Annotated in this window: 19 protein-coding genes; 14 read left to right on the top strand and 5 right to left on the bottom strand. The window is 70.6% G+C overall.

The features are described from left to right. The first annotated feature begins 9 nt into the window (after positions 1 to 9). From ABEA43_RS21320 to ABEA43_RS21295, 6 genes are all read left to right on the top strand, one after another. Positions 10 to 975 carry a helix-turn-helix transcriptional regulator gene (locus ABEA43_RS21320; protein ID WP_345564186.1) on the top strand — a complete coding sequence of 322 codons (966 nt, stop codon included), beginning with the start codon at positions 10 to 12 and terminating at the stop codon, positions 973 to 975. Further along, complete coding sequence (locus tag ABEA43_RS21315) at positions 972 to 1,127, top strand: hypothetical protein (protein ID WP_345564184.1); 156 nt, start codon at positions 972 to 974, stop codon at positions 1,125 to 1,127. The genes ABEA43_RS21320 and ABEA43_RS21315 overlap by 4 nt, the downstream gene beginning before the upstream one ends. A 67-nt stretch (positions 1,128 to 1,194) precedes the next feature. Then, positions 1,195 to 1,518 (top strand): Sec-independent protein translocase subunit TatA, encoded by a 324-nt coding sequence (gene tatA, locus ABEA43_RS21310; RefSeq protein ID WP_345564183.1) that lies wholly within the window; start codon positions 1,195 to 1,197, stop codon positions 1,516 to 1,518. Positions 1,519 to 1,548: 30 nt separating this feature from the next. Continuing rightward, entirely contained in the window at positions 1,549 to 2,529 is a 981-nt protein-coding gene (gene tatC, locus ABEA43_RS21305; protein WP_345564182.1) for a twin-arginine translocase subunit TatC, read from the top strand. A 16-nt stretch (positions 2,530 to 2,545) separates the two neighbouring features. Next, complete coding sequence (locus ABEA43_RS21300; RefSeq protein ID WP_345564180.1) at positions 2,546 to 3,433, top strand: diacylglycerol/lipid kinase family protein; 888 nt, start codon at positions 2,546 to 2,548, stop codon at positions 3,431 to 3,433. Between the two features lie 152 nt (positions 3,434 to 3,585). After that, positions 3,586 to 6,321 (top strand): DEAD/DEAH box helicase, encoded by a 2,736-nt coding sequence (locus ABEA43_RS21295; RefSeq protein WP_345564179.1) that lies wholly within the window; start codon positions 3,586 to 3,588, stop codon positions 6,319 to 6,321. A gap of 27 nt (positions 6,322 to 6,348) precedes the next feature. Here the strand turns inward: ABEA43_RS21295 and ABEA43_RS21290 are convergent, their stop codons facing one another. Then, positions 6,349 to 6,540, bottom strand: a complete 192-nt coding sequence (locus ABEA43_RS21290; protein ID WP_345564178.1) for a hypothetical protein — start codon at positions 6,538 to 6,540, stop codon at positions 6,349 to 6,351. A gap of 513 nt (positions 6,541 to 7,053) precedes the next feature. Here ABEA43_RS21290 and ABEA43_RS21285 point away from each other — a divergent pair. From ABEA43_RS21285 to ABEA43_RS21275, 3 genes are all read left to right on the top strand, one after another. Further along, positions 7,054 to 8,727 (top strand): ABC transporter ATP-binding protein, encoded by a 1,674-nt coding sequence (locus ABEA43_RS21285; RefSeq protein ID WP_345564177.1) that lies wholly within the window; start codon positions 7,054 to 7,056, stop codon positions 8,725 to 8,727. Between the two features lie 796 nt (positions 8,728 to 9,523). Beyond that, entirely contained in the window at positions 9,524 to 10,105 is a 582-nt protein-coding gene (locus tag ABEA43_RS21280) for a TetR/AcrR family transcriptional regulator (RefSeq protein WP_345564175.1), read from the top strand. Between the two features lie 209 nt (positions 10,106 to 10,314). Then, the gene (locus ABEA43_RS21275) at positions 10,315 to 10,485 is read left to right on the top strand and encodes a hypothetical protein (protein ID WP_345564174.1); all 171 of its coding nucleotides are present in this window, start codon (positions 10,315 to 10,317) and stop codon (positions 10,483 to 10,485) included. Positions 10,486 to 10,660: 175 nt separating this feature from the next. Here ABEA43_RS21275 and ABEA43_RS21270 read toward each other — a convergent pair whose 3' ends face one another. Then, positions 10,661 to 11,587, bottom strand: a complete 927-nt coding sequence (locus ABEA43_RS21270) for an NAD-dependent epimerase/dehydratase family protein (RefSeq protein WP_345564172.1) — start codon at positions 11,585 to 11,587, stop codon at positions 10,661 to 10,663. Between the two features lie 66 nt (positions 11,588 to 11,653). Here ABEA43_RS21270 and ABEA43_RS21265 point away from each other — a divergent pair, with 66 nt between their 5' ends. The 3 genes from ABEA43_RS21265 (at position 11,654) to ABEA43_RS21255 (ending at position 14,209) form a co-directional block, all read left to right on the top strand. Beyond that, positions 11,654 to 12,250 carry a TetR/AcrR family transcriptional regulator gene (locus ABEA43_RS21265; protein WP_345564170.1) on the top strand — a complete coding sequence of 199 codons (597 nt, stop codon included), beginning with the start codon at positions 11,654 to 11,656 and terminating at the stop codon, positions 12,248 to 12,250. Positions 12,251 to 12,460: 210 nt separating this feature from the next. After that, positions 12,461 to 13,348 carry a class I SAM-dependent methyltransferase gene (locus ABEA43_RS21260; RefSeq protein WP_345564168.1) on the top strand — a complete coding sequence of 296 codons (888 nt, stop codon included), beginning with the start codon at positions 12,461 to 12,463 and terminating at the stop codon, positions 13,346 to 13,348. 87 nt (positions 13,349 to 13,435) lie between these two features. Further along, positions 13,436 to 14,209, top strand: a complete 774-nt coding sequence (locus ABEA43_RS21255) for an alpha/beta hydrolase family protein (RefSeq protein ID WP_345564166.1) — start codon at positions 13,436 to 13,438, stop codon at positions 14,207 to 14,209. A gap of 163 nt (positions 14,210 to 14,372) precedes the next feature. Here ABEA43_RS21255 and ABEA43_RS21250 read toward each other — a convergent pair whose 3' ends face one another. Continuing rightward, on the bottom strand, positions 14,373 to 14,690 hold the full coding sequence (locus tag ABEA43_RS21250; protein WP_345564164.1) for an STAS domain-containing protein: 318 nt from the start codon (positions 14,688 to 14,690) through the stop codon (positions 14,373 to 14,375). A gap of 227 nt (positions 14,691 to 14,917) precedes the next feature. After that, positions 14,918 to 15,502 (bottom strand): TetR/AcrR family transcriptional regulator, encoded by a 585-nt coding sequence (locus tag ABEA43_RS21245; RefSeq protein ID WP_345564163.1) that lies wholly within the window; start codon positions 15,500 to 15,502, stop codon positions 14,918 to 14,920. 569 nt (positions 15,503 to 16,071) lie between these two features. On the opposite strand from ABEA43_RS21245, the gene ABEA43_RS21240 reads away from it, so the two are divergent. Beyond that, a complete protein-coding gene (locus ABEA43_RS21240) occupies positions 16,072 to 17,040 on the top strand; it encodes a hypothetical protein (RefSeq protein WP_345564161.1) in 969 nt (322 codons plus the stop codon). Between the two features lie 197 nt (positions 17,041 to 17,237). On the opposite strand, the gene ABEA43_RS21235 is transcribed toward ABEA43_RS21240, so the two are convergent. Next, positions 17,238 to 18,131, bottom strand: a complete 894-nt coding sequence (locus tag ABEA43_RS21235) for a siderophore-interacting protein (RefSeq protein ID WP_345564160.1) — start codon at positions 18,129 to 18,131, stop codon at positions 17,238 to 17,240. A gap of 316 nt (positions 18,132 to 18,447) precedes the next feature. On the opposite strand from ABEA43_RS21235, the gene ABEA43_RS21230 reads away from it, so the two are divergent. Beyond that, entirely contained in the window at positions 18,448 to 19,899 is a 1,452-nt protein-coding gene (locus ABEA43_RS21230; RefSeq protein WP_345564159.1) for a pectate lyase family protein, read from the top strand. Positions 19,900 to 19,945: the final 46 nt, after the last annotated feature.

Raw genomic sequence — 19,945 nt, 5'->3', positions numbered from 1 at the left:
GAGGCTGTCATGAGCGGTTCCGCCGACCGGCTGCCGCGGTTGCTGGCGCTGGTGCCGTACCTGATGTCCCATCCGGGGGCGCAGCTCGGCGAGGTGGCCGGGGTGTTCGGGCTGAGCGAGAAGCAGCTCATCGACGACCTGCAGCTGGTGTGGATGTGCGGGCTGCCCGGGCACACTCCGGGCGACCTGATCGACGTGTCCTGGGACGGCGGCGAGATCCTCATCGACAACGCCGACACCATCGCCAGGCCGCTGCGGCTCGGCATCGACGAGGCCAGCGCGCTGCTGGTCGCGCTGCGCATGCTGGCCGCCATGCCCGAGCTGGCCGAGGTGCCGGGCGACGCGCTGCCCCGCGTCGTGGCCAAGCTGGAGCGGGCCGCGGGCGAGGGCGCGGCGACCGTCAGCAGCCAGGTCGCCGTCGACGTGGACGCCGCGCCCGACGCGCTGCCGCGCGTGCGCGAGGGCCTGATCAGGGGGCGCAGGCTCTCGCTGCGCTACTACGTGCCGGGGCGCGACGAGGTGACGCCGCGCGAGGTCGATCCCATGCGGGTCGTGGTCGTGGACGGGCGCGCCTACCTGGAGGGATGGTGCTACCGGGCCGAGGCGATGCGGCTGTTCAGGCTCGACCGGGTGCTCGGCGTGGAGGTGCTCGACGTGCCCGCCGACCCGCCCGCGGAGGCCGAGCCCATCGACGTCACCCAGGGCGTCTTCCGCCCCTCGCCGACGGACGAGCTGGTCGAGCTGGAGGTCAGCGCCGCCGGCCGGTGGGTGGCCGAGTACTACCCGTGCGAGCAGGTGGCCGAGCTGGGCGAGGGCCGGCTGCGGGTGACGCTGCGGGCCCGCGACGAGGACTGGATCGTCAAGCTGGCGCTGCGGCTGGGCGACACCGGCCGGGTCGTCGCGCCGCCCGCGATGGCCGAGACCGTACGCCAGGAGGCCGAGCGCGCCCTGGCCCTGTACGCTCACCAGTCATGACGTGGATCCTCCTGGCGGCCGGGCTGTGCCTGGCCGGGCTGGCCGTGCTGGCCGTCGCGGTGGCCAGGGTCGTCGTGGCGGCCCGCGCCCTGAACCAGCAGATCGCTCATGTTAACCAGCAATTCAGGGTTAAAGAGGACGCCAAGGGATGAGGCAGCGCCCCCGGCAGCGTACGATCGTGCTGAAGGACAGCAACTCGCTCACCATGAAGGACGTCACATGAACCTGGGAGCTCCGGAGATCATTCTGATCTTGGTGGCATTGGTCCTGCTCTTCGGTGCCAAGAAGCTGCCGGACCTCGCCCGTGGCGTCGGCCGGTCCCTGCGCATCTTCAAGGCGGAGACCAGCAAGATGACCGATGACCACGACGACGACAAGCCGACCGTCGTGCAGGCGCACGCGCAGCCGCAGCCGCCGGCACCGCCGCAGGAGATCTACGCGGCCCCGCCCGCACCGGAGCCGTCCGCCGAGGAGCAGGCTCGCCGGCTGGAGGAGCAGGCCGCCCGCCTGCGCGCGAGCGCCCAGGCCGACAAGCGTCCCTGACCCCCCGTCTCCTCATCCCCTGGACTGCTGATGGCGCTGCTGAAACGGTCGGGCCCCAAACAACCGCCTGAGCGGGACCCCGAAGGCCGGATGCCGCTCATGGAGCACCTGCGCGAGCTGCGCAACCGGCTGCTCATCGCGTTCGCCGCCGTGGCCGTGGGCCTGGTCATCGGGTGGATCGTGTCCACCCCGGTATGGGAGATCCTCAGGGAGCCCTACTGCTCGACCACGCAATCGCATCAGCTCACCGGGCGCTGCAGCCTGACCTACAACGGCATCTTCTCCTCCTTCTTCATCACGCTGAAGGTCTCGCTGATGGTCGGCCTCGTGGTGTCGTCGCCCGCCTGGCTCTACCAGGTCTGGGCGTTCGTCACCCCGGCCCTCTACCGCACGGAGAAGCGCTACACGCTGGCCTTCCTGGCGCTGGCCATCCCGCTGTTCACCCTGGGTGCGGCGCTGGCCTACATCATCATGGACACCAGCCTGGCGTTCCTGCTGAGCTTCTCGCTGGACGACACGGTCGCCACGATCTCGATCGACGACTACCTCGACTACGTCCTGATCATGTTGCTGATCTTCGGGGTCTCGTTCGAGCTGCCGTTGCTGCTGGTGTTCCTCAACATCATCGGGGTGCTGTCGCACGCGACGATCGGCAAGCACCGGCGGCTGGTCATCTTCCTGATGTTCGTCTTCGGCGCCGTGGTCACGCCCGGCGGCGATCCGATCACCATGATGGCGCTGGCCGCGCCGATGATCATCCTGTTCCTGGTCGCCGAGCTGGTCATGTACCTGCGGGAGAAGAGACGGCCGCAGAGTGAGTTCGCGGGCCTGTCCGACGACGAGGCCTCGCCGCTGGCCGCGGACGACATGCCACTCGACGACGCCGACACCGATTCCGGCACTGTGTCTGACACTGGGTCCGGCAGTGGGTCCGGCACTGTGTCTGACACTGTGTCTGGCACCGACTCCGGTCCCGGGCGGCCAGAAGAGGATTCCGGTTCCGCGCGATAGGCGATAAGTTCCGGGCGTGTCCCCACAACTCGCCCTGCTCGTCAACCCCGCCGCTCGCGGCGGCCGTACGCTCCGCCTGCTCGAGCCCGTGGCGCGCCGCCTGCGGGCCGGCGGGGCCGAGCTGTCGGTGATCGTCGGCGACGACGCCACCGACGCGCTCGAACGTGCCTGCACCGCCGTCGCCGAGCGGCCCGACGCGCTCGTGGCCTTCGGCGGCGACGGGCTGGTGCACCTGGCCGTGCAGGCCGTGGCCGGCACGGACGTGCCGCTCGGCATCATCCCCATGGGCACCGGCAACGACATCGCGGCCGCGCTCGGCGTGCCGTGCAAGGACCCCATCGCGGCGGCCAGGACCGTGCTGCGCATGAAGACGCGCCCTGTGGACGCCGGCCGCATCGTGGCCGGGCGGGCCGACGAGCTGTTCGCCGGGGTGGTGTGCTGCGGGTTCGACTCGCGGGTCAACGAGCGCGCCAACCGGCGCACCTGGCCGCCGGGGATGGGCCGCTACCTGGTCGCGATGGCGGAGGAGCTGCGCTCGTTCCGGCCGATCCCGTTCCGGATCACCTTCGACGGGGGCGAGGTCGTCGAGCGGGAGGCCATGCTGGTGGCCGTGGCCAACACGTGCTCCTACGGCGCCGGGATGCGGGTCTGCCCGGACGCCAGCCCCGACGACGGGCTGCTGGACGTGATGATGCTGGGCGCGGTGTCCAAGGCCGAGTTCCTGCGGGTGTTCCCGAGCGTCTACCGGGGTACGCACGTCACTCATCGGGCGGTGTCGGTGCGGCGGGTGCGCAGCGTGCGGCTGGAGGCCGAGGACGTGGTCGCCTACGCCGACGGCGAACGCGTGGGGCCGGTGCCGGTGGACTGCGAGATTCGGCCGGGGGCGCTGCAGGTCATCGTTTGAGATCTACAATGTAAAGGCGTCCGGTCGGAGGGCTGCCGGCCGGAGCCCGCGCCCAGCAAGGCCGGGTCGCGCGCGGCAGGCGATGGCGGGGGCAGGGGAGTGGTGGAATGGCCGGGACGGACCGGAATGGCGATTTCGGTAGGCTGACGGGTATGACAACGCCAGCGGAACGCTACGCGGCCTTCCGTCAGAAGTTCGGGGACGACGGGGCCGCTCTCAGATCGTTCCGAGGTCTCTACGACTTCGCGCTGGACGACTTCCAGCTCGACGCCTGCCGCGCCCTTGAGGCGGGCGACGGCGTCCTGGTGGCGGCGCCCACGGGGTCGGGCAAGACGGTCGTCGGCGAGTTCGCCGTCCACCTGGCCCTGGAGCAGGGCCGCAAGTGCTTCTACACCACGCCCATCAAGGCGCTGTCCAACCAGAAGTACAACGACCTGGTCAAACGCTACGGCACCGCCAAGGTGGGCCTGCTGACCGGCGACAACAGCGTCAACGGCGAGGCCCCGATCGTGGTCATGACCACCGAGGTGCTGCGCAACATGCTCTACGCCGGCTCGGCCACGCTGGCCGGGCTCGGGTTCGTCGTCATGGACGAGGTCCACTACCTGGCCGACCGCTTCCGCGGCGCGGTGTGGGAAGAGGTCATCATCCACCTGTCCGAGTCGGTCAGGCTGGTGGCGCTGTCGGCGACGGTCAGCAACGCCGAGGAGTTCGGCGAGTGGATCGGCGAGGTGCGCGGCGAGACCACGGTGATCGTCGACGAGCACCGCCCGGTCCCGCTCTGGCAGCACATGATGATCGGCAACCGGATCTACGACCTGTTCGTGACCGATGAGCTGACGCCGCGGATCAACCCGACGCTGATGCGGGTGACGCGCGACGCCGAGCGGCTGACGGCGGGGCGCGGCCGGCGCGGCTACGGCAGGCCGCAGCGTTCCAGGCCGCCGGACCGGGTGCAGGTGATCGAGAAGCTCGACTCCGAGGGGCTGCTGCCCGCGATCTCGTTCATCTTCTCGCGCGCGGGCTGCCAGGCGGCCGTGCAGCAGTGCCTGCACGCCGGCATCCGGCTCACCACCGACCGCGAGCGCCACGAGATCAGGCAGCTCGTCGACGAGCGCACCGCCCACCTGCCCGACGAGGACCTGGCGGTGCTGGGCTACCTGGAGTGGCGTGACTGCCTGGAGCGCGGCCTGGCGGCGCACCACGCGGGGATGCTGCCGGCCTTCAAGGAGGTCGTGGAGGAGCTGTTCACGCGCGGGCTGGTCAAGGCCGTGTTCGCCACCGAGACGCTGGCGCTGGGCATCAACATGCCGGCCCGCAGCGTGGTGATCGAGAAGCTGGACAAGTGGAACGGCGAGACCCACGCCGACCTCACCCCGGGCGAGTACACCCAGCTCACCGGGCGGGCCGGGCGGCGCGGGATCGACGTCGAAGGCCACGCGGTGGTGCTGTGGCAGCCGGGCATGGATCCGCTGTCGGTGGCCGGTCTGGCGAGCACCCGTACCTATCCGCTGCGCTCCAGCTTCCAGCCGTCGTACAACATGGCGGTCAACCTCGTCGGCCAGTTCGGCCGGGAACGCGCCAGGACGCTGCTGGAGGAGTCGTTCGCGCAGTTCCAGGCGGACCGGGCGGTCGTGGGGCTGGCCAAGCAGCTGCGCAAGCACGAGGAGGCGCTGGAGGGCTACCAGGAGGCCATGACATGCCACCTGGGGGACTTCCCCGAATACGCGGCGCTGCGCCGGCGGCTGTCGGACCGGGAGGCGGAGCTGGCCAAGCAGCGCGGGTCCGCCAGGCGGGCCGCCGCCGTGCGCTCGCTGGAGGCGCTGGAGCCCGGTGACGTCATCAGGGTGCCGGGCGGCCGCAGGGCGGGCCTGGCGATCGTGCTCGACCCGGGACGCAACCCGCGCGGGCGCGGGGCGGGGGCGGGGCCGAGCCCGCTGGTGCTGACGATCGGCAAGCAGGTCAAGAAGCTCGACCCGGCCGACTTCCCCGTTCCGGTGGAGCCGCTGGAGAAGCTGCGCATCCCGAAGAACTTCAACGGCCGCTCGCCCAAGGAGCGTGCCAACCTGATCTCCACGCTGCTGGCCAAGATGGGCGACCGCGACCTCGGCAAGCCGGCCAGGGCGCGCGACCATGCGGTGGAGGACGACGAGGTCAACGAGCTGCGGCGGCAGATCCGCCAGCATCCCTGCCAGGGCTGCGACGAGCGCGAGGACCACGCCCGCTGGGCCGAGCGCTACTACAAGCTGCTGCGCGAGACCGAAGGGCTGCGCCGCCGCGTCGAGGGCCGTTCGCACGTCATCTCGCGGACGTTCGACCGCATCTGCTCCGTGCTGGAGCAGCTCGGCTATCTCGACGACGAGGCCGTCACCGACGAGGGCCGCCGCCTGGGCCGCCTCTACACCGAGCTCGACCTGCTCACCGCCGAATGCCTGCGCGGCGGCCTGTGGGAGGAGCTTGAGCCGGCCGAGCTGGCGGCGTGCGTGTCGGCGCTGGTGTTCGAGTCGCGGGCGGCCGACGACGCGCGCCGGCCGAAGATCCCGGCGGGCAAGGCCCAGGACGCGCTGACGGCGATGATGCGGCTGTGGGGCGAGCTGGAGGGCATCGAGTCCGACCACGCGCTGTCCACGATCAGGGAGCCCGATCTGGGGTTCGCCTGGGCGGCGTTCCGCTGGACGAAGGGGCACACTCTGGACGCCGTCCTCATGGAGGGCGTCAACGGCAACGAGCTGGCGGCCGGTGACTTCGTACGGTGGATCAAGCAGTTGATGGACCTGCTGGGGCAGCTCGGGAACGCCGCCCCCCAGGGCAGCAAGATCAAGGCGACGGCGGGCAAGGCCATGGACGCCATGCGGCGCGGTGTGGTGGCCTACTCCTCGCTGACCTGAGGTGATCCCCGGCGTCCGCGCCGGGGATCACGACTTCTCCTCGGCGCGGACGCTGAGCACCGTCACCACCAGGCCCAGGAGGCCCACGGCCGTGCTCGCGGCCGTCAGCGTGCCGCCTTCGAAACACAGGTGCAGCAGGCCGAAGCTCTTGTCGAAGAAGTAGCCGGCGATGAGGCCGCCGAAGCCCTGGATCATGAGCAGAACGCCGAGAAATGCCATGGATCCATCGTGTCGGCGGGGGCGGCACGGGTCATCGAACCAAAGTATCCGGCGACATACACCTTAGAACCAGTTCTGAGTAGCATCTTTGGCGGTCGCCTGACCTTCTTGAGTGCTTTTACTCGTTGGCATGTGTTTTAACCGGCGTCCTGGATCGCCTTTCTACGCTGGATTCACCGGTCAAGTCTCTTTTAAATCGAAGAATATCTCGTGCTTTATCGCAATTCGGGTGCTAGCGTCCGAATTGTGGCATGTATCCACCAACGGGGGAGGAATCATGGCAAGCACGAAACTAGCTCAGAACGGCTTCCAGCAAGGATGGGGCTGCCGTCGGCGTCGTAGGTGCCGCAGTCGCTGGTCCTGCGGTCGTCGCCGGTGGTGGGGGTGCTAGATAGGCCCCATGAGAGCCGGCGGCCTGGCCGCCGGCTCTCATTGACTGTCTCCGGCCGTGAACTCGCGCCGGCGATTTCCATTCGCCGGACATTCCGCGAGTTCTGGCCGGACACTCGCGGATTGCGGCGGCTATTCGCGGCCGGAGTGGTGTTCGCCGTTCTGGCCGCACTGTGCGAAGTAGCCGCGATCCGCCTGTTCGGCCACATCACCGACGAAGTGCTCACCACACGGGATCTAGGGGCGTTCTGGACGCCCGCGCTCATCTGGCTCGGGCTCGCCGCGATCGCCGGCGTGGCGTCTTTCGCCGGCGCGTACTCCACCGCGCTCGGCGCGGAGCGTTTCCTGCTCAGATTGCGGGACCGGGTGTTCGCGCACCTGCAGACGCTCGCGCCGGACTTCTCGGAGAAGCGCCGGCTGGGCGACCTGATGGCCAGGCTGACCGACGACATCGAGGCCATCGAGGAGCTCGTCGGCTCGGGCCTGGTCAAGGCGGTCACCACCGTCGCCAGCGTGATCTTCTTCGCCGGTGCGGCCTTCTTCGTGCGCTGGGACCTCGCGCTGCTCACCATGGCGCTGATCCCGGCGTTCCTGGTGGTCTCGAAGGTGTTCGCGAGCCGGTTCAGGACCGCGGCGGCGCGGGAGCGCTACAGCAACGGGGCCATGAACAGCGTCCTGGAGGAGGGGCTGGCCAACCAGCCGCTCGTGCAGGCGTACAACCGGCAGGGGGCCGAGTCGCGCCGCCTGCACGGGGAGGGGCGCGGGTGGCTGCGGGCCAACATGACGCAGGCGTGGCTGTCCGGCCTGTACGGTCCCGCCGTCCAGGTCATCGAGACCGTCTGCCTCATCCTCATCCTGGGGTTCGGGGCGTGGGAGATCGCCGCCGGCCGGCTGACGCTCGGCGGCCTGCTGTCCTTCGCCGCGTACCTGGCCCTGCTGTACCCCGCCGTGCAGGGGCTGGGCGAACTGGCCCTGACGGTGTCGGAAGCCGCGGCCGGGTCCGACCGGGTCGTCGAGATCCTGCGGGCCAGGCCTCTCGTCAACGACGCGGCCGACGCCGTGCCGGCCGGCCGGAGCCGGGGGAGCGTGGCGTTCGAGGGGGTCGGGTTCGCCTATCCGGGGCGGAGCCGGCCGGTGCTGCGGGACCTGTCGTTCAGCGCGGAGCCCGGCGAGGTGGTCGCCTTCACCGGTCCCAGCGGGGCGGGCAAGTCCACGATGGCCAAGCTGCTGCTGCGCTTCTACGACCCGGACGCGGGGCGCATCCTGCTCGACGGGACCGACCTGCGCGGGCTGACGAAGGAGTCGGTGCGCGCGAACATCACCATCCTGCACCAGGAGACGATGCTGTTCTCGGGGTCCGTACGCGACAACATCGCCTACGGGCGGCCGGAGGCCAGCCTGGACGAGGTCATCAGGGCCGCCGAGGCGGCCGGGGTGCACGACTTCGTCAAGCTGCTGCCCCAGGGGTACGACACGCCGGTCGGGCAGCGGGGGCGGCTCCTGTCGGGAGGTCAGCGGCAGCGGATCGCGATCGCCAGGGCCCTGCTCAGGGACGCGCCCGTGCTGGTGCTCGACGAGCCCATGAACGGGCTGGACGACGCCACGGCCGCCCAGGTGATGAAGCCGCTGCGGCGGCTGATGGCCGGGCGGACGACGTTGCTGATCACGCACGATCTGCGGCACGTGCCGGAGGGGGCGCGGATGGTGGAGGTGGAGCCGGTGCCGAGGGAGGATCGGATCCGGCTCAAGCGGGTCGGCGTCCAGGCCCGCGCGCCCCGCCTGCCCGCCCCTCCCTGACCGGCCTCCGGCCCCGCCCCGGCCGACCGGACCTTCGAGTCCGGTCGGCCGGCTCTTGTGTTCGATCCACTGGGCCTTGGGTCCGGTCGGCCGGCTCTTCGGGTCCTGTCCGCCGGCTCTTTGGATCTCGTCGGCCGGTCCTTCGGGTTTGGTCCGCTGGCTGTTCGGGTCCGGTCCGCCGGTCCTCCGAGACACCCGCCTCACTGTGGCGGGTGTCTCGACTTGTGGCGGCACACGCGATCAGAGTCGGGCGGGAGAGCCGGGGGCAGAGCAGGAGCCGCGTTGGGGGCGGGCGGGGATCAGCGCGGTGGGTCAGGGTCGAAGCGGCGCTGGGGCAGGAGCCGAGTTCGGGATCAGGGTGGTGGGTCGGGGTTGTAGCGGGGCTGGGGCGGGAGCCGCGTCCGGGGCAGGGGGTGGGTCAGGGCCGGGGTGGGGAGGAGAGGAGGGCGCCGGCGGCGGAGGCGCCACCTCCGGGTCGGCGCAGTCGTGCACGGTGGCCTCCGCCCGCCGGACGTCCAGGGCGGCGGCCAGGCCGTCGGCGGCGCGCTCGCTCATATGGGCCTCGATCCGCGCCCGGCCCTCGATCCGCTGCGGCGTCCCCGGCAGGGCGAACGGGACCTCGTAGACGGGGTCGTCCGCGAACAGGTTCTATGCCGTCCAGGCCGGCGCGGATGCGTTCGGCAACCTCTGTGGGGGTGCGTGGCATATTGTCTCCTCGCTAGAATCGGAGAAGTCTCTCCGTTTCGACCGAAGATGCGGAGAGCTCTCTCCGTTTGTCAAAGGCAGGGTGCATGTCATGGGCGACGACCACACCTCGGCCAGGCCGTTGCGCGCCGACGCCAGGCGCAACCGTGAGCGGGTGCTGCAGATCGCGCAGGAGGCGCTGGCCAGCGACGGCCTGACCATCTCCTTCGACGAGATCGCGCGGCGGGCCGGGTTCGGCGTCGGCACGGTGTACCGGCACTTTCCGACCAAGGAGGCGCTGTTCGAGGCGGTGCTGCTGGGGCGGATCGAGCGGTTCGTGGCCGACGCCCGCGCACAGTCGACGGCGGAGGACGCGGGGAAGGCGTTCTTCGGCTGGTTCTCGCGCGTGGTCGAGCAGGCTTCGGCCAACCAGGCGCTGTGCGACATGCTGGAGAGCGGCTCGGGCATGACGTTCAGGCCCGGCTCCACGCTGGAGGACGACTTCGCCGACGCGCTGGGGCGGCTGCTGGCCAGGGCGCAGCGGGCCGGCGTGGTGCGGCGCGACCTGGCGGCGGCGGACGTACTGGATCTGCTGCGGGGGTGTCTGGCGGCTGAGCGGCGGGCGCGGGCCAGGCCGGGTGCGGTGCGGATGGCGGCGGTGATCTGCGACGGGATGCGGGCGAAGGCCGACTGACCGCCCGGTCAAGATGCTGTCGTCGTTTGTTCACGCAACGTCACCTTGGCGGCAGTTTCTGCGCTGATCGTGCTGGAAATCCCCATGTCAGAGACATCTGGCTCATCGGACGCATCCGCCGGCCAGGCCGGTCGGCTCCTTTGCGGAGCAGGCCGGTCTCGGCTCCCCGCGGGTGCTCGCGTCCGGCCGACCCCGTTCGGAGGTTGTCCATGTTCGCCGTCATCGCCGCACTGTTCTTCGCACTCGCCCTCGTCTTCGAGCTCGCCGGCCTGGCCGTCGGCGGCGTGCTCACCGTCACCACGCTCGGCACCGCCGGGCTGCTCTGCGTCGCGCTGCACCTGATGGGCCTGGGCGCGAGCTGGAGCCTGCTGAAGAAGTGACCTCTCGGCGGCCGGGCCGCGCGCCCGCACCCGGCGTGCGGCCCGTTCACGGGGCATGAGGCCCGATGCCGTCCCTTGGCACGGCCGGGATCGCCCCGAGCTGGCCGGCTCCTGCGGCACCGCCTGGATCGCTCAGCGGGCCGGCCCCCGTGGCGCGGGCTGTGGTGCTGCGCTTTCAGGCTGCGTGGTGCCGGTACCAGTCGAGGGTGGCGGCGATGCCGTCGGCGTGCGGGGTGACGTCGACCGGTCCGAACGCCTTGCGGAAGGCCGAGTCGTCGGCGACGAACGGGCGGTCGCGCTGGTACCAGGTTTCGCCGAGCTCGCGCACGATCGGGTTGAACAGGCCGATGAGGCGCTGTGTTCCCCGGCCGAGCGCGGCGATCTTGGGCTGGCCGCCCGCCGCGGCCTGCACGAGGGCCAGGAACTGGCGGCCGGTGATCGGCTCGGCGGCGGGCAGGTGCCAGAACCGCCCGTCGGCCTCTGCGTGCTCGCCGAGCGTGACCAGGGCGGCGGCGATGTCGGGCAGGTAGGCGACGGTGTGCGGCTGGTCGAGGTCGCCGACCCAGCGCATCGTCTTGCCCGCCAGGGCGGCGGCGAAGATGGTCGGGCCGATGGCGGTGTTGACGCCGCCGGGGCCGTAGTAGTCGGAGGCCCGGCCCAAGGCCGCGCGGATGCGCCCTGACCGGTGGGAGTCGAGGATCAACCGGTCCACTTCGGCGCGGGCGAGGCCCTTGGGGTTGGTGGCGGCGTGCGGCAGATCTTCGGTCATCGGTACGCCGACCGGCCCGTAGACGTACAGGTTGTCGGCCATGACGAGCTTGGCCCCGGCGGCTTCGACCCCGGTGAGGATGGTGCGGATGAGTCCGGGGAATTCCTTGGACCAGCGCTCGTACTTCGGCGCGGCGCACTGGTAGACGACGGCGGCGTCCTGGCAGGCGGCGATGGCGCCCTCGGTGGTGGTGACGTCGGCCCGCAGAGAGCCGGGGCCGGTGGCGGCGCCCCGGCTGACGGCGCGCACGCGGTGGCCACGGGCGGTGAGCTCGGCGACGACGGCCGCGCCGACCCCGCCGGTGGCACCTAGGACTACATGCAGGTCAGACATATGGTGCCTCCTGAAAGCTCATTTCCAAACGGCGTTATATAACAACGTTATGGTATAATCGCTCTCATGGCAAGGCCGAGAAACAGGGATTATCACGAGCTTCGCCGCGAGCTCGTCGACGCGGGCGGTCGGCTCCTGGCCGCCGAGGGCCCGGCGGCGCTGACCACCCGCCGCGTCGCGCAGGAGGCGGACGTGTCGACCATGGCCGTCTACCAGCTCTTCGGCGACAAAGCGGGTCTGGTCCGAGAGATGTTCCTGGCCGGGTTCGAGCGCCTCGCCGAGGCGTTCGCCGCCGTCCGCCGCACGGATGACGCCGTCGCCGACCTGCTCGCGCTCGGCCACGCCTACCGCGCCAGCGCCCTGGCCAACCCGCACCTGTACGAGCTCATGTTCGGGCGGCCGATCCCCGCGTTCCAGCCCGACGCCGAGACCGCCGCGCTGATCCAGCCGACCTTCGACACTCTTGTCGCGGCCGTCGTCCGCTGTGTGGAGGAGGGCGACTTCGCGCCGGCCGAGCCCTTCGGCCTCGCCGTACGGATCAACGCCCTGGCGCACGGGCTGTGCAGCCTTCAGCTGCGCGGCGCTCTCGGGGACGCCGAGGAGGCGCGCCGCCACTGGGACGGCGCCTTCGACACGATGATGCGTGGGTTGCGCGGCGGGTGAGGCGATGTCGGTACGGACTTCAGTCGCCGGTGATCGTGCGTGCGCGGCAGGGTCCGTCGCTGAACACGTCGGCCAACGTGGAAGGCCTTGGTGGGCTGTTGAGATCGCGGAGTGCTGGTGGGGCCTGAGTGGCGGTGTTCGTCCAGGAAAGCCTGAATGGCATGCCTTGTCGCGTACATGGCCGGGATGTGGCTCGTAGGGTGAGCGTCCATGGGACACCAGCGCGAGGCCTGGGACGCCGCCGGTGCCTACGAGGCGTACGTGGGCCGGTGGAGCCGTCGTGTCGCCGAGGTGTTCGTACGCCTGCTCGGGGCGCCGGCCGGTGGGCGGTGGCTGGACGCGGGCTGCGGCACCGGGGCGCTGACGGAGGCGGTGCTGGCGACGGCGGATCCCCCCCGGGTGGTCGGCGTGGACACGTCGGCGCCGTTCGTGGCGCACGCCCGCGCGCGGGTCGCGGACCGGCGCGCCGGATTCCTCGTCGGCGACATGCGCGCGCTGCCCCTATCGGACGGCGGCCTCGAGGTCCAGCGAGCCCCGCGTTCCGGTGCGGGGTCGGGGGTAAGGCTGGGTGCGCAGCCTGGTGCGCGGTCTGGTGCTGGAATCGGTGTCGTGGTGAGTGGGCTGGCGCTCAACTTCGTGCCTGAGCCGGAGCGCGCCGTCGCCGAGCTCGCCCGGGTCGTCGCGCCGGGTGGCGTCGTGGCCGCGTACGTGTGGGATTACGCCGAGGGCATGGGCATGCTCCGCGCCTTCTGGGATGCCGCGGCCGCCCTCGATCCCGCCGCGGCCACGTTGGACGAGGGGCGGCGCTTCCCCCAGTGCCGCCCGGAGCCGCTGGCTCGCCTGTGGGCCGGGGCCGGGCTGGACGAGGTGGGCGTGCGGCCGGTCGAGGTGCCGACCGTCTTCGCCGGGTTCGACGACTACTGGCAGCCGTTCCTGGGTGGTCAGGGCCCGGCGCCGGGATACGTCTCGTCCCTTTCCGGGGAACGCCGCGCCGCCCTGCGCGACCTGCTCAGAGCTCGCCTGCCCGTCGACGCCTCCGGTTCGATCCGCCTCGTCGCACGGGCTTGGTCGGTACGTGGCCGGCGAGCCTGGCGCTGAAGCGACCGGGTATTGGCACCCCGGATGGTACCGAGCGGTTCGATGTTTGTTATCGTACCGATCGGTTCGATCTAGGAAGGGATCATCATGAGAGCCAGCACCCCCGCAGTGACGTTCGACAGCGGCGGCACGACCCTCGCCGGGCTGCTGCACCTGCCGGCCGGTCCGGGTCCGCATCCCGTCGTGCTGCTCCTGCAGGGCTTTCCCGGCAATGAGCGCAACCTGGACCTGGCTCAAGCGCTCCGCGCGGCTGGTTACGCGGCCATCGCCTTCCACTACCGCGGCGCGTGGGGGATGGGCGGCACGTGGTCGTGGAGCAACGCGCTGGAGGACGCCGCCGCCGTGGCCCGCACCGTGCGCGCCGCCCCCTTCGCCGCGGCGCACCGGCTCGACCCCACGCGGTTCGCGCTGTTCGGGCATAGCTTCGGGGGTTTCGTCGCGTTGATGACCGCCGCCGCCGACCCGTCTGTCGCCGCGGCCGTGTCGGTGTCGGGCTTCAATTTCGGTGAGGTGAGCCGCTCGCTCGACCCTGGGGCCCGTGCGCGGTACGTCGCGGCGTTCCAGGAGGAGTTGCTGGCGCTGCGGGGGACGAGCGGTGAGGAGCTGGTGGGCGAGATGGAGCGGGCGGGCGAGCGGTGGAGCCTGGCCGGCCTGGCGCCCCGGCTGGCCGGGCGGCCTGTTCTGCTGATCGGCACCGCTGCCGACGATGTCACCCCGGCGGTCGTGCACCATCGGCCGGTGGTGAAGGCGTATGCGGACGCGGCGCTCGAACATCACGAGTGGGACAGTGACCACGCCCTGTCCGATCACCGGGGGCGGCTCATCGAGACCGTCCGCGAGTTTCTCGACCGGCGGTTGTGAGCCCGTCCGGGGCTGCGGTTCTGCTGTGGCCTGGGCCCTGTGCGGGCGCTGCCGTTCAGGTGTGGCCCAAGCCCTGTGCGGGTGCCGTCGTTCAGGTGGGCTGAGCTTTGTACGGGCGCTGCCGTTCGGGTGTGGGCTGAGCTTTGTACGGGCGCGGCGTCGTTCAGGTGAGGTGGGCGTCCAGGCCGGTGATGCGCAGCAGCCGTTGCATGGCCGGTGGGACGCCCGCGATCCGCAGAGGGGTGCGCTGGCGCAGCGCGTGGTTCTGGACGGCGACGAGGATGCCGAGTCCGGCGGCGTCGATGAACGACAGCTTGCTGACCTCTATGACCAGCGTGGCCTTGTGGCGGTGGTCCGCCTCCTGCAACACCTCAAGAAGGTGGCTGCGGAGGAGCTCGGTGGTGGCGATGTCGAGCTCGCCCGACACGCTGACGGTCAGGGTTCCGTTGTGGCGGCTCGTGGTCAGATGAAGTGGATCCATGTCCGGCTCCGCGCTCTGTCAGGGCCGGGAACATCCTGTCACTGCCACGGACCCGCCCTTGCCGTAGACACCAGATGCCATGCTTGAGTCACTTAGAGCGACTGTGTGCATTCGGAATGGAGTGTACATGCCTGACCGTCTACGTCGAGAGGTCAGGATCGATTCGGGTGGACAAGAGAATTACTCAGGAAAACAATTCCGATTACCGGTTGAAAAATCCTTATACGTCAGCGCGGCTTCAAGCCCAGGAGAATCAGGTCGCACACGGCGGCGAAGTCGTCCTCGACGCCTGGCACGCTCCATCCGGCCGCGTGGGCGGGGTCGTGAAAGGCTCTCGTGGCGAGCAGCACGGCGCGGGCCGCGACGGCGGGGTCGTCGGCGGCCAGCTCGCCGCGGGTCACGCCGGTGGAGATGATCTCTTCGAGCTGGTCGACGAGGCCGGCGACGTGGCGTTCGATGACCTGGCTGGCCTCGTCGACCAGCACCGTGTAGGTGGCGAACAGCTCCGGGTCGTCGAGCGCCTTCTTGCGCTTGGCGCTGAACAGGGCCGTCAGCCAGTCGCGCAGCCGGTCGGGGGCGGGCGCGGTGGAGGCCATGACGATGCCGAGCGGCGTGTGCGACTCGTCCAGCCAGCGCTGGGTGACGGCCTCGCGCAGCGCCGTCTTGCTGGGGAAATGCCGGTAGACGCTGCCGTGGCTGACGCCGAGCGCCCGTGCGACGTCCACGACGGTCGCCTTGGCGGGACCGTAGCGGCGCAGGACGTCTTGAGCCGTCGAGAGGATCTGGTCGGCTGTCAGGATGCCATCGGTCATATTTCCAATTCTGTCAGTTGCCGGGGTATGCGAAGGCGGTGGCCCGTTATGTGGCTTTCTACGTGTTGCGAGTCGCCTATTTCTGACCTACTGGGACTCGCGGCGAGGCTTCGGGGTCGCCGTAGATGGTGGCGGGTGCGCAGCGACGCGCTTGACGGGGGCGTGCGCCGGCGCCCGGTCGCCATCCCATGAGCCATGCGGGAAAAGGGGGAGCCGCCCCTCCGGTGAAACGCCGGAGGGGCGGCTGGGCGTTTTTTGGGGAAATTTGCGGGATTGTTGGGATAGATCACACTACGCTGCTAGCCCTGTCAGGAACGAGGGGAAAGTAGCGCATCGTGGGGATCGCAGTCGCTTTGCTGGCCGCCGTGGTGGTGGGCGTCGTGGGGGGCGCGGTGGGGTGGTGGCTCCGGCGCGGTTCGGCCGGAGCCGGAGCTTATGACGGGGCTGGTGCCGGGTCGGGTGCTCGGGCCGGTGCTCGGGCGGCCGGTGTGGATGCCGGGGGCGGGTTGGACGGGGAAGGGGAGTGGGGCTGGGTATCGCGTCTCGCTCCAGAGGTGCGGGCCGCGTTCATGGAAGGGCTGCGTGCCTACCACGACGGCGGCAACGTGCTGGTGGGGGCGGAGCAGGGGGTGCTCACGATGTACGACCCGCCGCGGTTGATCTCGCTGTACCTGCTCGCGGACGGTTTCGCGGCCAGGGGGGACGGCGCGCTGCACGATCCGCAGGGCACGGTCGCGGCGCTGCTGGAACGGCTGCCGGCGGCCGAGCGGCCGGGAGTGCTGCACCTGCGGGCCGGGTGGCTGGACGGCGAGGTGGACGGGATGGATCGCGCCGCCTTCGCCGGGGCTGTGCGGCGGGTGGTGTGCGGTGAGCCGGTCGAGGGTGTTGAGAGCTGGTCGAGCGACGAGCGCATTGGAGCGTTGCAGGTCACCGTCCGCGGCAAGCGGCCGGAACGGGCCGGCCTGCCGGAACGTCCCACCGCTGAGGTCGCTGAGGTCGCTGAGGTCGCTGAGGTCGCTGAGGTCGCTGAGGTCGCTGAGGTCGCTGAGGTCGCGGGCCTTGCGGCGGTGGACTCGGTTGAGCTGAGGGAGGCCGGGGGTGAGCCATGCGCCGACGGTGCCGCTGCCGACGGGGGTAAGGCGGTCGGTGGCATGGCGATCGACGGGACCGCTGGCCCGGTGACGCTTGGGCCGCTGGGCGAGCGCGGGAGGTCGTCCGTCAACACGATGATGCTGGATCTGGCCCGGGTGCTCGACGGCTACACGGATGCCCGCGAGAAGCAGCCGGACGCGGCGGCGGAGTCACTGCTGCGCGACGTCGCCGCCGGACTGATCGCTGCCGGTGGTCCCGGCCTGACCTGGACGAAGCCGCCCACACAGGCGGAGCTGCGGATCGTGCTCACCGCCGGAGGCGAGCCCGAACCCGCGTCCGAGCAGCGGGCTACTTCCGAGGAGAGGGCCGTTTCCGACGAAGGAGCGGCGGTTGTGTCCGACGAAGGGGCCGCTTCCGAGCAGAGGGCCGTGTCCGAGCCCGCCTGAGCCCAGGTATGACCCCCGGGTCTGGGGTCTGAGCCCGGGTCCAGGTCTGAGCCCGGGTCCAGGTCTGGGGCCGGGGGTGGGGTCATGACCGAGGCTGGGCCGCGCTGAGGCGGCTCAGGGTGGGCGGCGGCTGTCGTGGGTTCGCCCGTGGTGGGGCCGAAGTGTGGCCCGAGGTGGGGCCGTGGTGTGCCGGCGTTCTACTCGTTGTGTTCTGAGCGGCCCTGCCGCCAGTAGCCCATGAAGGCCACGGCGCGCCGGTCCAGGCCGCGCTCGGCGACCAGGTGACGCCGCAGGGCCTTGATCACGGCGGCCTCGCCGGCCAGCCATGCGTACAGCGGCCCGTACGGCGTCTCCTCCTGCGGCACCTCCCACAGCTCTTCGGCGTCCACGTCCACGTCGTCGAAGGTGTCCGGGACGGGGAGCGGCGGGAGCAGGTGCCGGGCGGCGGCCTCGACGGCGGGCACGAGGAGGTCGCCGCGCGGAGAGCCGTTCCTGGCCAGCCAGGAGACCTTGACCGACGCGGGGGCCTGGACATCGAGGAAGTCGTCCTCGCCCGGCACCTCCATCAGCACCTCGCCCGCCAGGCCGGCCGGCATCCGTTCCAGGACCGAGCAGATGGCGGGCACCGCGGTCTCGTCGCCGGCGATCAGCACGCAGCCGGTGCCCTCGGGCGGCCGGAACTCCAGGCCGCCGTGCCGGCCCTCGTGGCGGGAGTCGGGGCCGTAGAGGGCGGCGATGTCACCGGGGCGCACCTCTTCGGCCCAGCGCGCGACCGGGCCGCCGTCCGGGTGCATGACCACGTCCACGTCCACCTCGGCGGCCTCCGGGCGGACCAGCCTGGCCGTGTACGTGCGCATCGGGTTGCGCTTGGCGTCGTCCAGCTCCCGCCAGCGCGGGAACCAGTCCGAGCCGGTGGGCAGGTAGGTCATGCCGTGGTCGGGGAGCGGCAGGATGAGCTTCAGCCGCTGATCGAACCCGTTGTCGGCGAAGTGGTGCAGGTCGTCACCCGTGAAGGTGACCCGCAGGAACGACGGGCTCAGCCGCTGGAGCCTGTCCACCCGTACGTCGAACATGCGAAAGGGCTCGACCATCCCCGGAACTCCCATCCATAAATTTAGGTGAGCCTAACCTAATCGATCAGATGGGGGTTGGACAACAATGGACGATCACTCAGGGTTGCCGACCAACTGCGATATATCGGATAAGCGCAGGTGGATGCCGGTTCTCACAGCAGGGAAACGGCGCGGTGCTGAAAGTTTCAGCGCTCATTGACAGTGGGAAAGCGCTTACCTATGTTGTCGGTTGTTCGCTCACACGTATGGCAATCACGTATGTGAACGACTGCTCGCTGGGGGATGCCATTTCGCAGGTCCCAGGGCCTGCCCGGTCCAGCAAGGAGCTTGAATCGTGCGACACAGACTGAACGGCAGAACAGCGGCAGTCATCGCGGGCGTCATCGCCCTGATCGGGACCGCGGTGGCGGGCGTGGCGGCGGCCACATCGGCGGCGGCCGCGCCGGCGCCGGGCGCGTACACCGTGGTGAACAACGGCAGCGGCCTGTGCCTCACCGTACCGGGATCCAGCTCGTCCGACGGCGTCCAGCTCACCCAGACCGGTTGCGGCGGCGCCGCGCAGACCTGGAACCTGACCGCCAGCGGCAGCGGCTACACGCTGAAGGCCGCCCACAGTGGCAAGTGCGCGGGCGTGCGGGACGCGAGCACGTCCGCGGGCAAGGCCGTGCAGCAGGAGAGCTGCACCGGCGCCTCGTCCCAGACGTGGACGCTGCCCGAGTCGGGCACCACGGTGCGGGTCGTCAACGCCAACGGCGGCAAGTGCCTGAACACCGCGGACAACGCGACCGGCTCCGGCGCCCTCGTGCAGCAGAACTCGTGCGACTCCGTGGCCACCAAGCAGTGGCGGCTCGTCGCCGCGGGCGGCGGCAACCCGACCCCGACCGTGACGCCGACCGTGACCCCGACCGTGACGCCGCCCCCGACCGGCAACCCGACCGGCCTGGTCGGCTGGGCCACGCAGGGCGGCGGCACCTCCGGCGGCGGCAACGCCTCGCCGACCACCGTCACCAGCGCCTCCGCGCTGACCAGCGCGCTGTCGGCGAGCGGCACCGCGGTGATCAGGGTGTCGGGCACGATCTCCTGCTCGGGCATGCTCCGCGTGGCCTCCAACAAGACCGTCCTGGGCAACTCGGGCGCGGCCATCGTCGGCTGCGGGTTCAACATCTCCGAGGCCTCGAACGTGATCGTCCGCAACCTCACCTTCCGCGGCTGGAACGACGACGCCATCAACGTCCAGTACTCCACCCGCGTGTGGATCGACCACAACTCCTTCAGCGCCGGCTATGACGGCGCCGTGGACATCAAGCGGGCCAGCGACTACGTCACCGTCTCCTGGAACAAGGTGTCCAACCACGACAAGAGCATGCTGCTCGGCCACGACGACGGCAACGGCAGCGAGGACGTGGGGCACCTGCGCGTGACGTACCACCACAACTGGTTCGACGGCACCAACCAGCGCCACCCGCGCGTCCGCTTCGGCAACCCGGTGCACGTCTACAACAACTTCTACGGCAACGTCGGCAGCTACGGCGTGGCCTCCACCGAAGGCGCGGGCGTGCTCGTCGAGGGCAACTACTTCGAGAACACCGAGGACCCGTACCACCTCGGCGAGGGTGACTCCGGCCCCGGCACGCTGGTGGCCCGTAACAACCACTTCGTCGGCTCCGGCACCGGCCAGACCGGCGGCAGCGTCGCCTCGATCCCCTACTCCTACTCACTCGACACCGCCTCCAACGTCAAGTCCGTCGTGACCGCGGGGGCCGGCGCCGGCCGGATCTCCGTCTGACCGCCTGATCTCCATCGGCCCTCCGGCGTCCGCGCCGGGGGGCCTT

The organism is Nonomuraea rosea, assembly GCF_039539705.1.
GTDB classification, from domain to species: Bacteria; Actinomycetota; Actinomycetes; order Streptosporangiales; family Streptosporangiaceae; genus Nonomuraea; species Nonomuraea rosea.
The sequence above is the reverse complement of the archived record's forward strand: the minus strand, read 5'-3'. Positions and strand labels throughout refer to the sequence as shown.

Coding starts and splice junctions, on each gene's coding strand:
- ABEA43_RS21320 (WP_345564186.1), top strand. CDS start 10: ATGAGCGGTTCCGCCGACCGGCTGCCGCGGTTGCTGGCGCTGGTGCCG.
- ABEA43_RS21315 (WP_345564184.1), top strand. CDS start 972: ATGACGTGGATCCTCCTGGCGGCCGGGCTGTGCCTGGCCGGGCTGGCC.
- tatA (WP_345564183.1), top strand. CDS start 1,195: ATGAACCTGGGAGCTCCGGAGATCATTCTGATCTTGGTGGCATTGGTC.
- tatC (WP_345564182.1), top strand. CDS start 1,549: ATGGCGCTGCTGAAACGGTCGGGCCCCAAACAACCGCCTGAGCGGGAC.
- ABEA43_RS21295 (WP_345564179.1), top strand. CDS start 3,586: ATGACAACGCCAGCGGAACGCTACGCGGCCTTCCGTCAGAAGTTCGGG.
- ABEA43_RS21290 (WP_345564178.1), bottom strand. CDS start 6,540: ATGGCATTTCTCGGCGTTCTGCTCATGATCCAGGGCTTCGGCGGCCTC.
- ABEA43_RS21280 (WP_345564175.1), top strand. CDS start 9,524: ATGGGCGACGACCACACCTCGGCCAGGCCGTTGCGCGCCGACGCCAGG.
- ABEA43_RS21275 (WP_345564174.1), top strand. CDS start 10,315: ATGTTCGCCGTCATCGCCGCACTGTTCTTCGCACTCGCCCTCGTCTTC.
- ABEA43_RS21270 (WP_345564172.1), bottom strand. CDS start 11,587: ATGTCTGACCTGCATGTAGTCCTAGGTGCCACCGGCGGGGTCGGCGCG.
- ABEA43_RS21265 (WP_345564170.1), top strand. CDS start 11,654: ATGGCAAGGCCGAGAAACAGGGATTATCACGAGCTTCGCCGCGAGCTC.
- ABEA43_RS21260 (WP_345564168.1), top strand. CDS start 12,461: ATGGGACACCAGCGCGAGGCCTGGGACGCCGCCGGTGCCTACGAGGCG.
- ABEA43_RS21255 (WP_345564166.1), top strand. CDS start 13,436: ATGAGAGCCAGCACCCCCGCAGTGACGTTCGACAGCGGCGGCACGACC.
- ABEA43_RS21250 (WP_345564164.1), bottom strand. CDS start 14,690: ATGGATCCACTTCATCTGACCACGAGCCGCCACAACGGAACCCTGACC.
- ABEA43_RS21245 (WP_345564163.1), bottom strand. CDS start 15,502: ATGACCGATGGCATCCTGACAGCCGACCAGATCCTCTCGACGGCTCAA.
- ABEA43_RS21240 (WP_345564161.1), top strand. CDS start 16,072: ATGGAAGGGCTGCGTGCCTACCACGACGGCGGCAACGTGCTGGTGGGG.
- ABEA43_RS21235 (WP_345564160.1), bottom strand. CDS start 18,131: ATGGTCGAGCCCTTTCGCATGTTCGACGTACGGGTGGACAGGCTCCAG.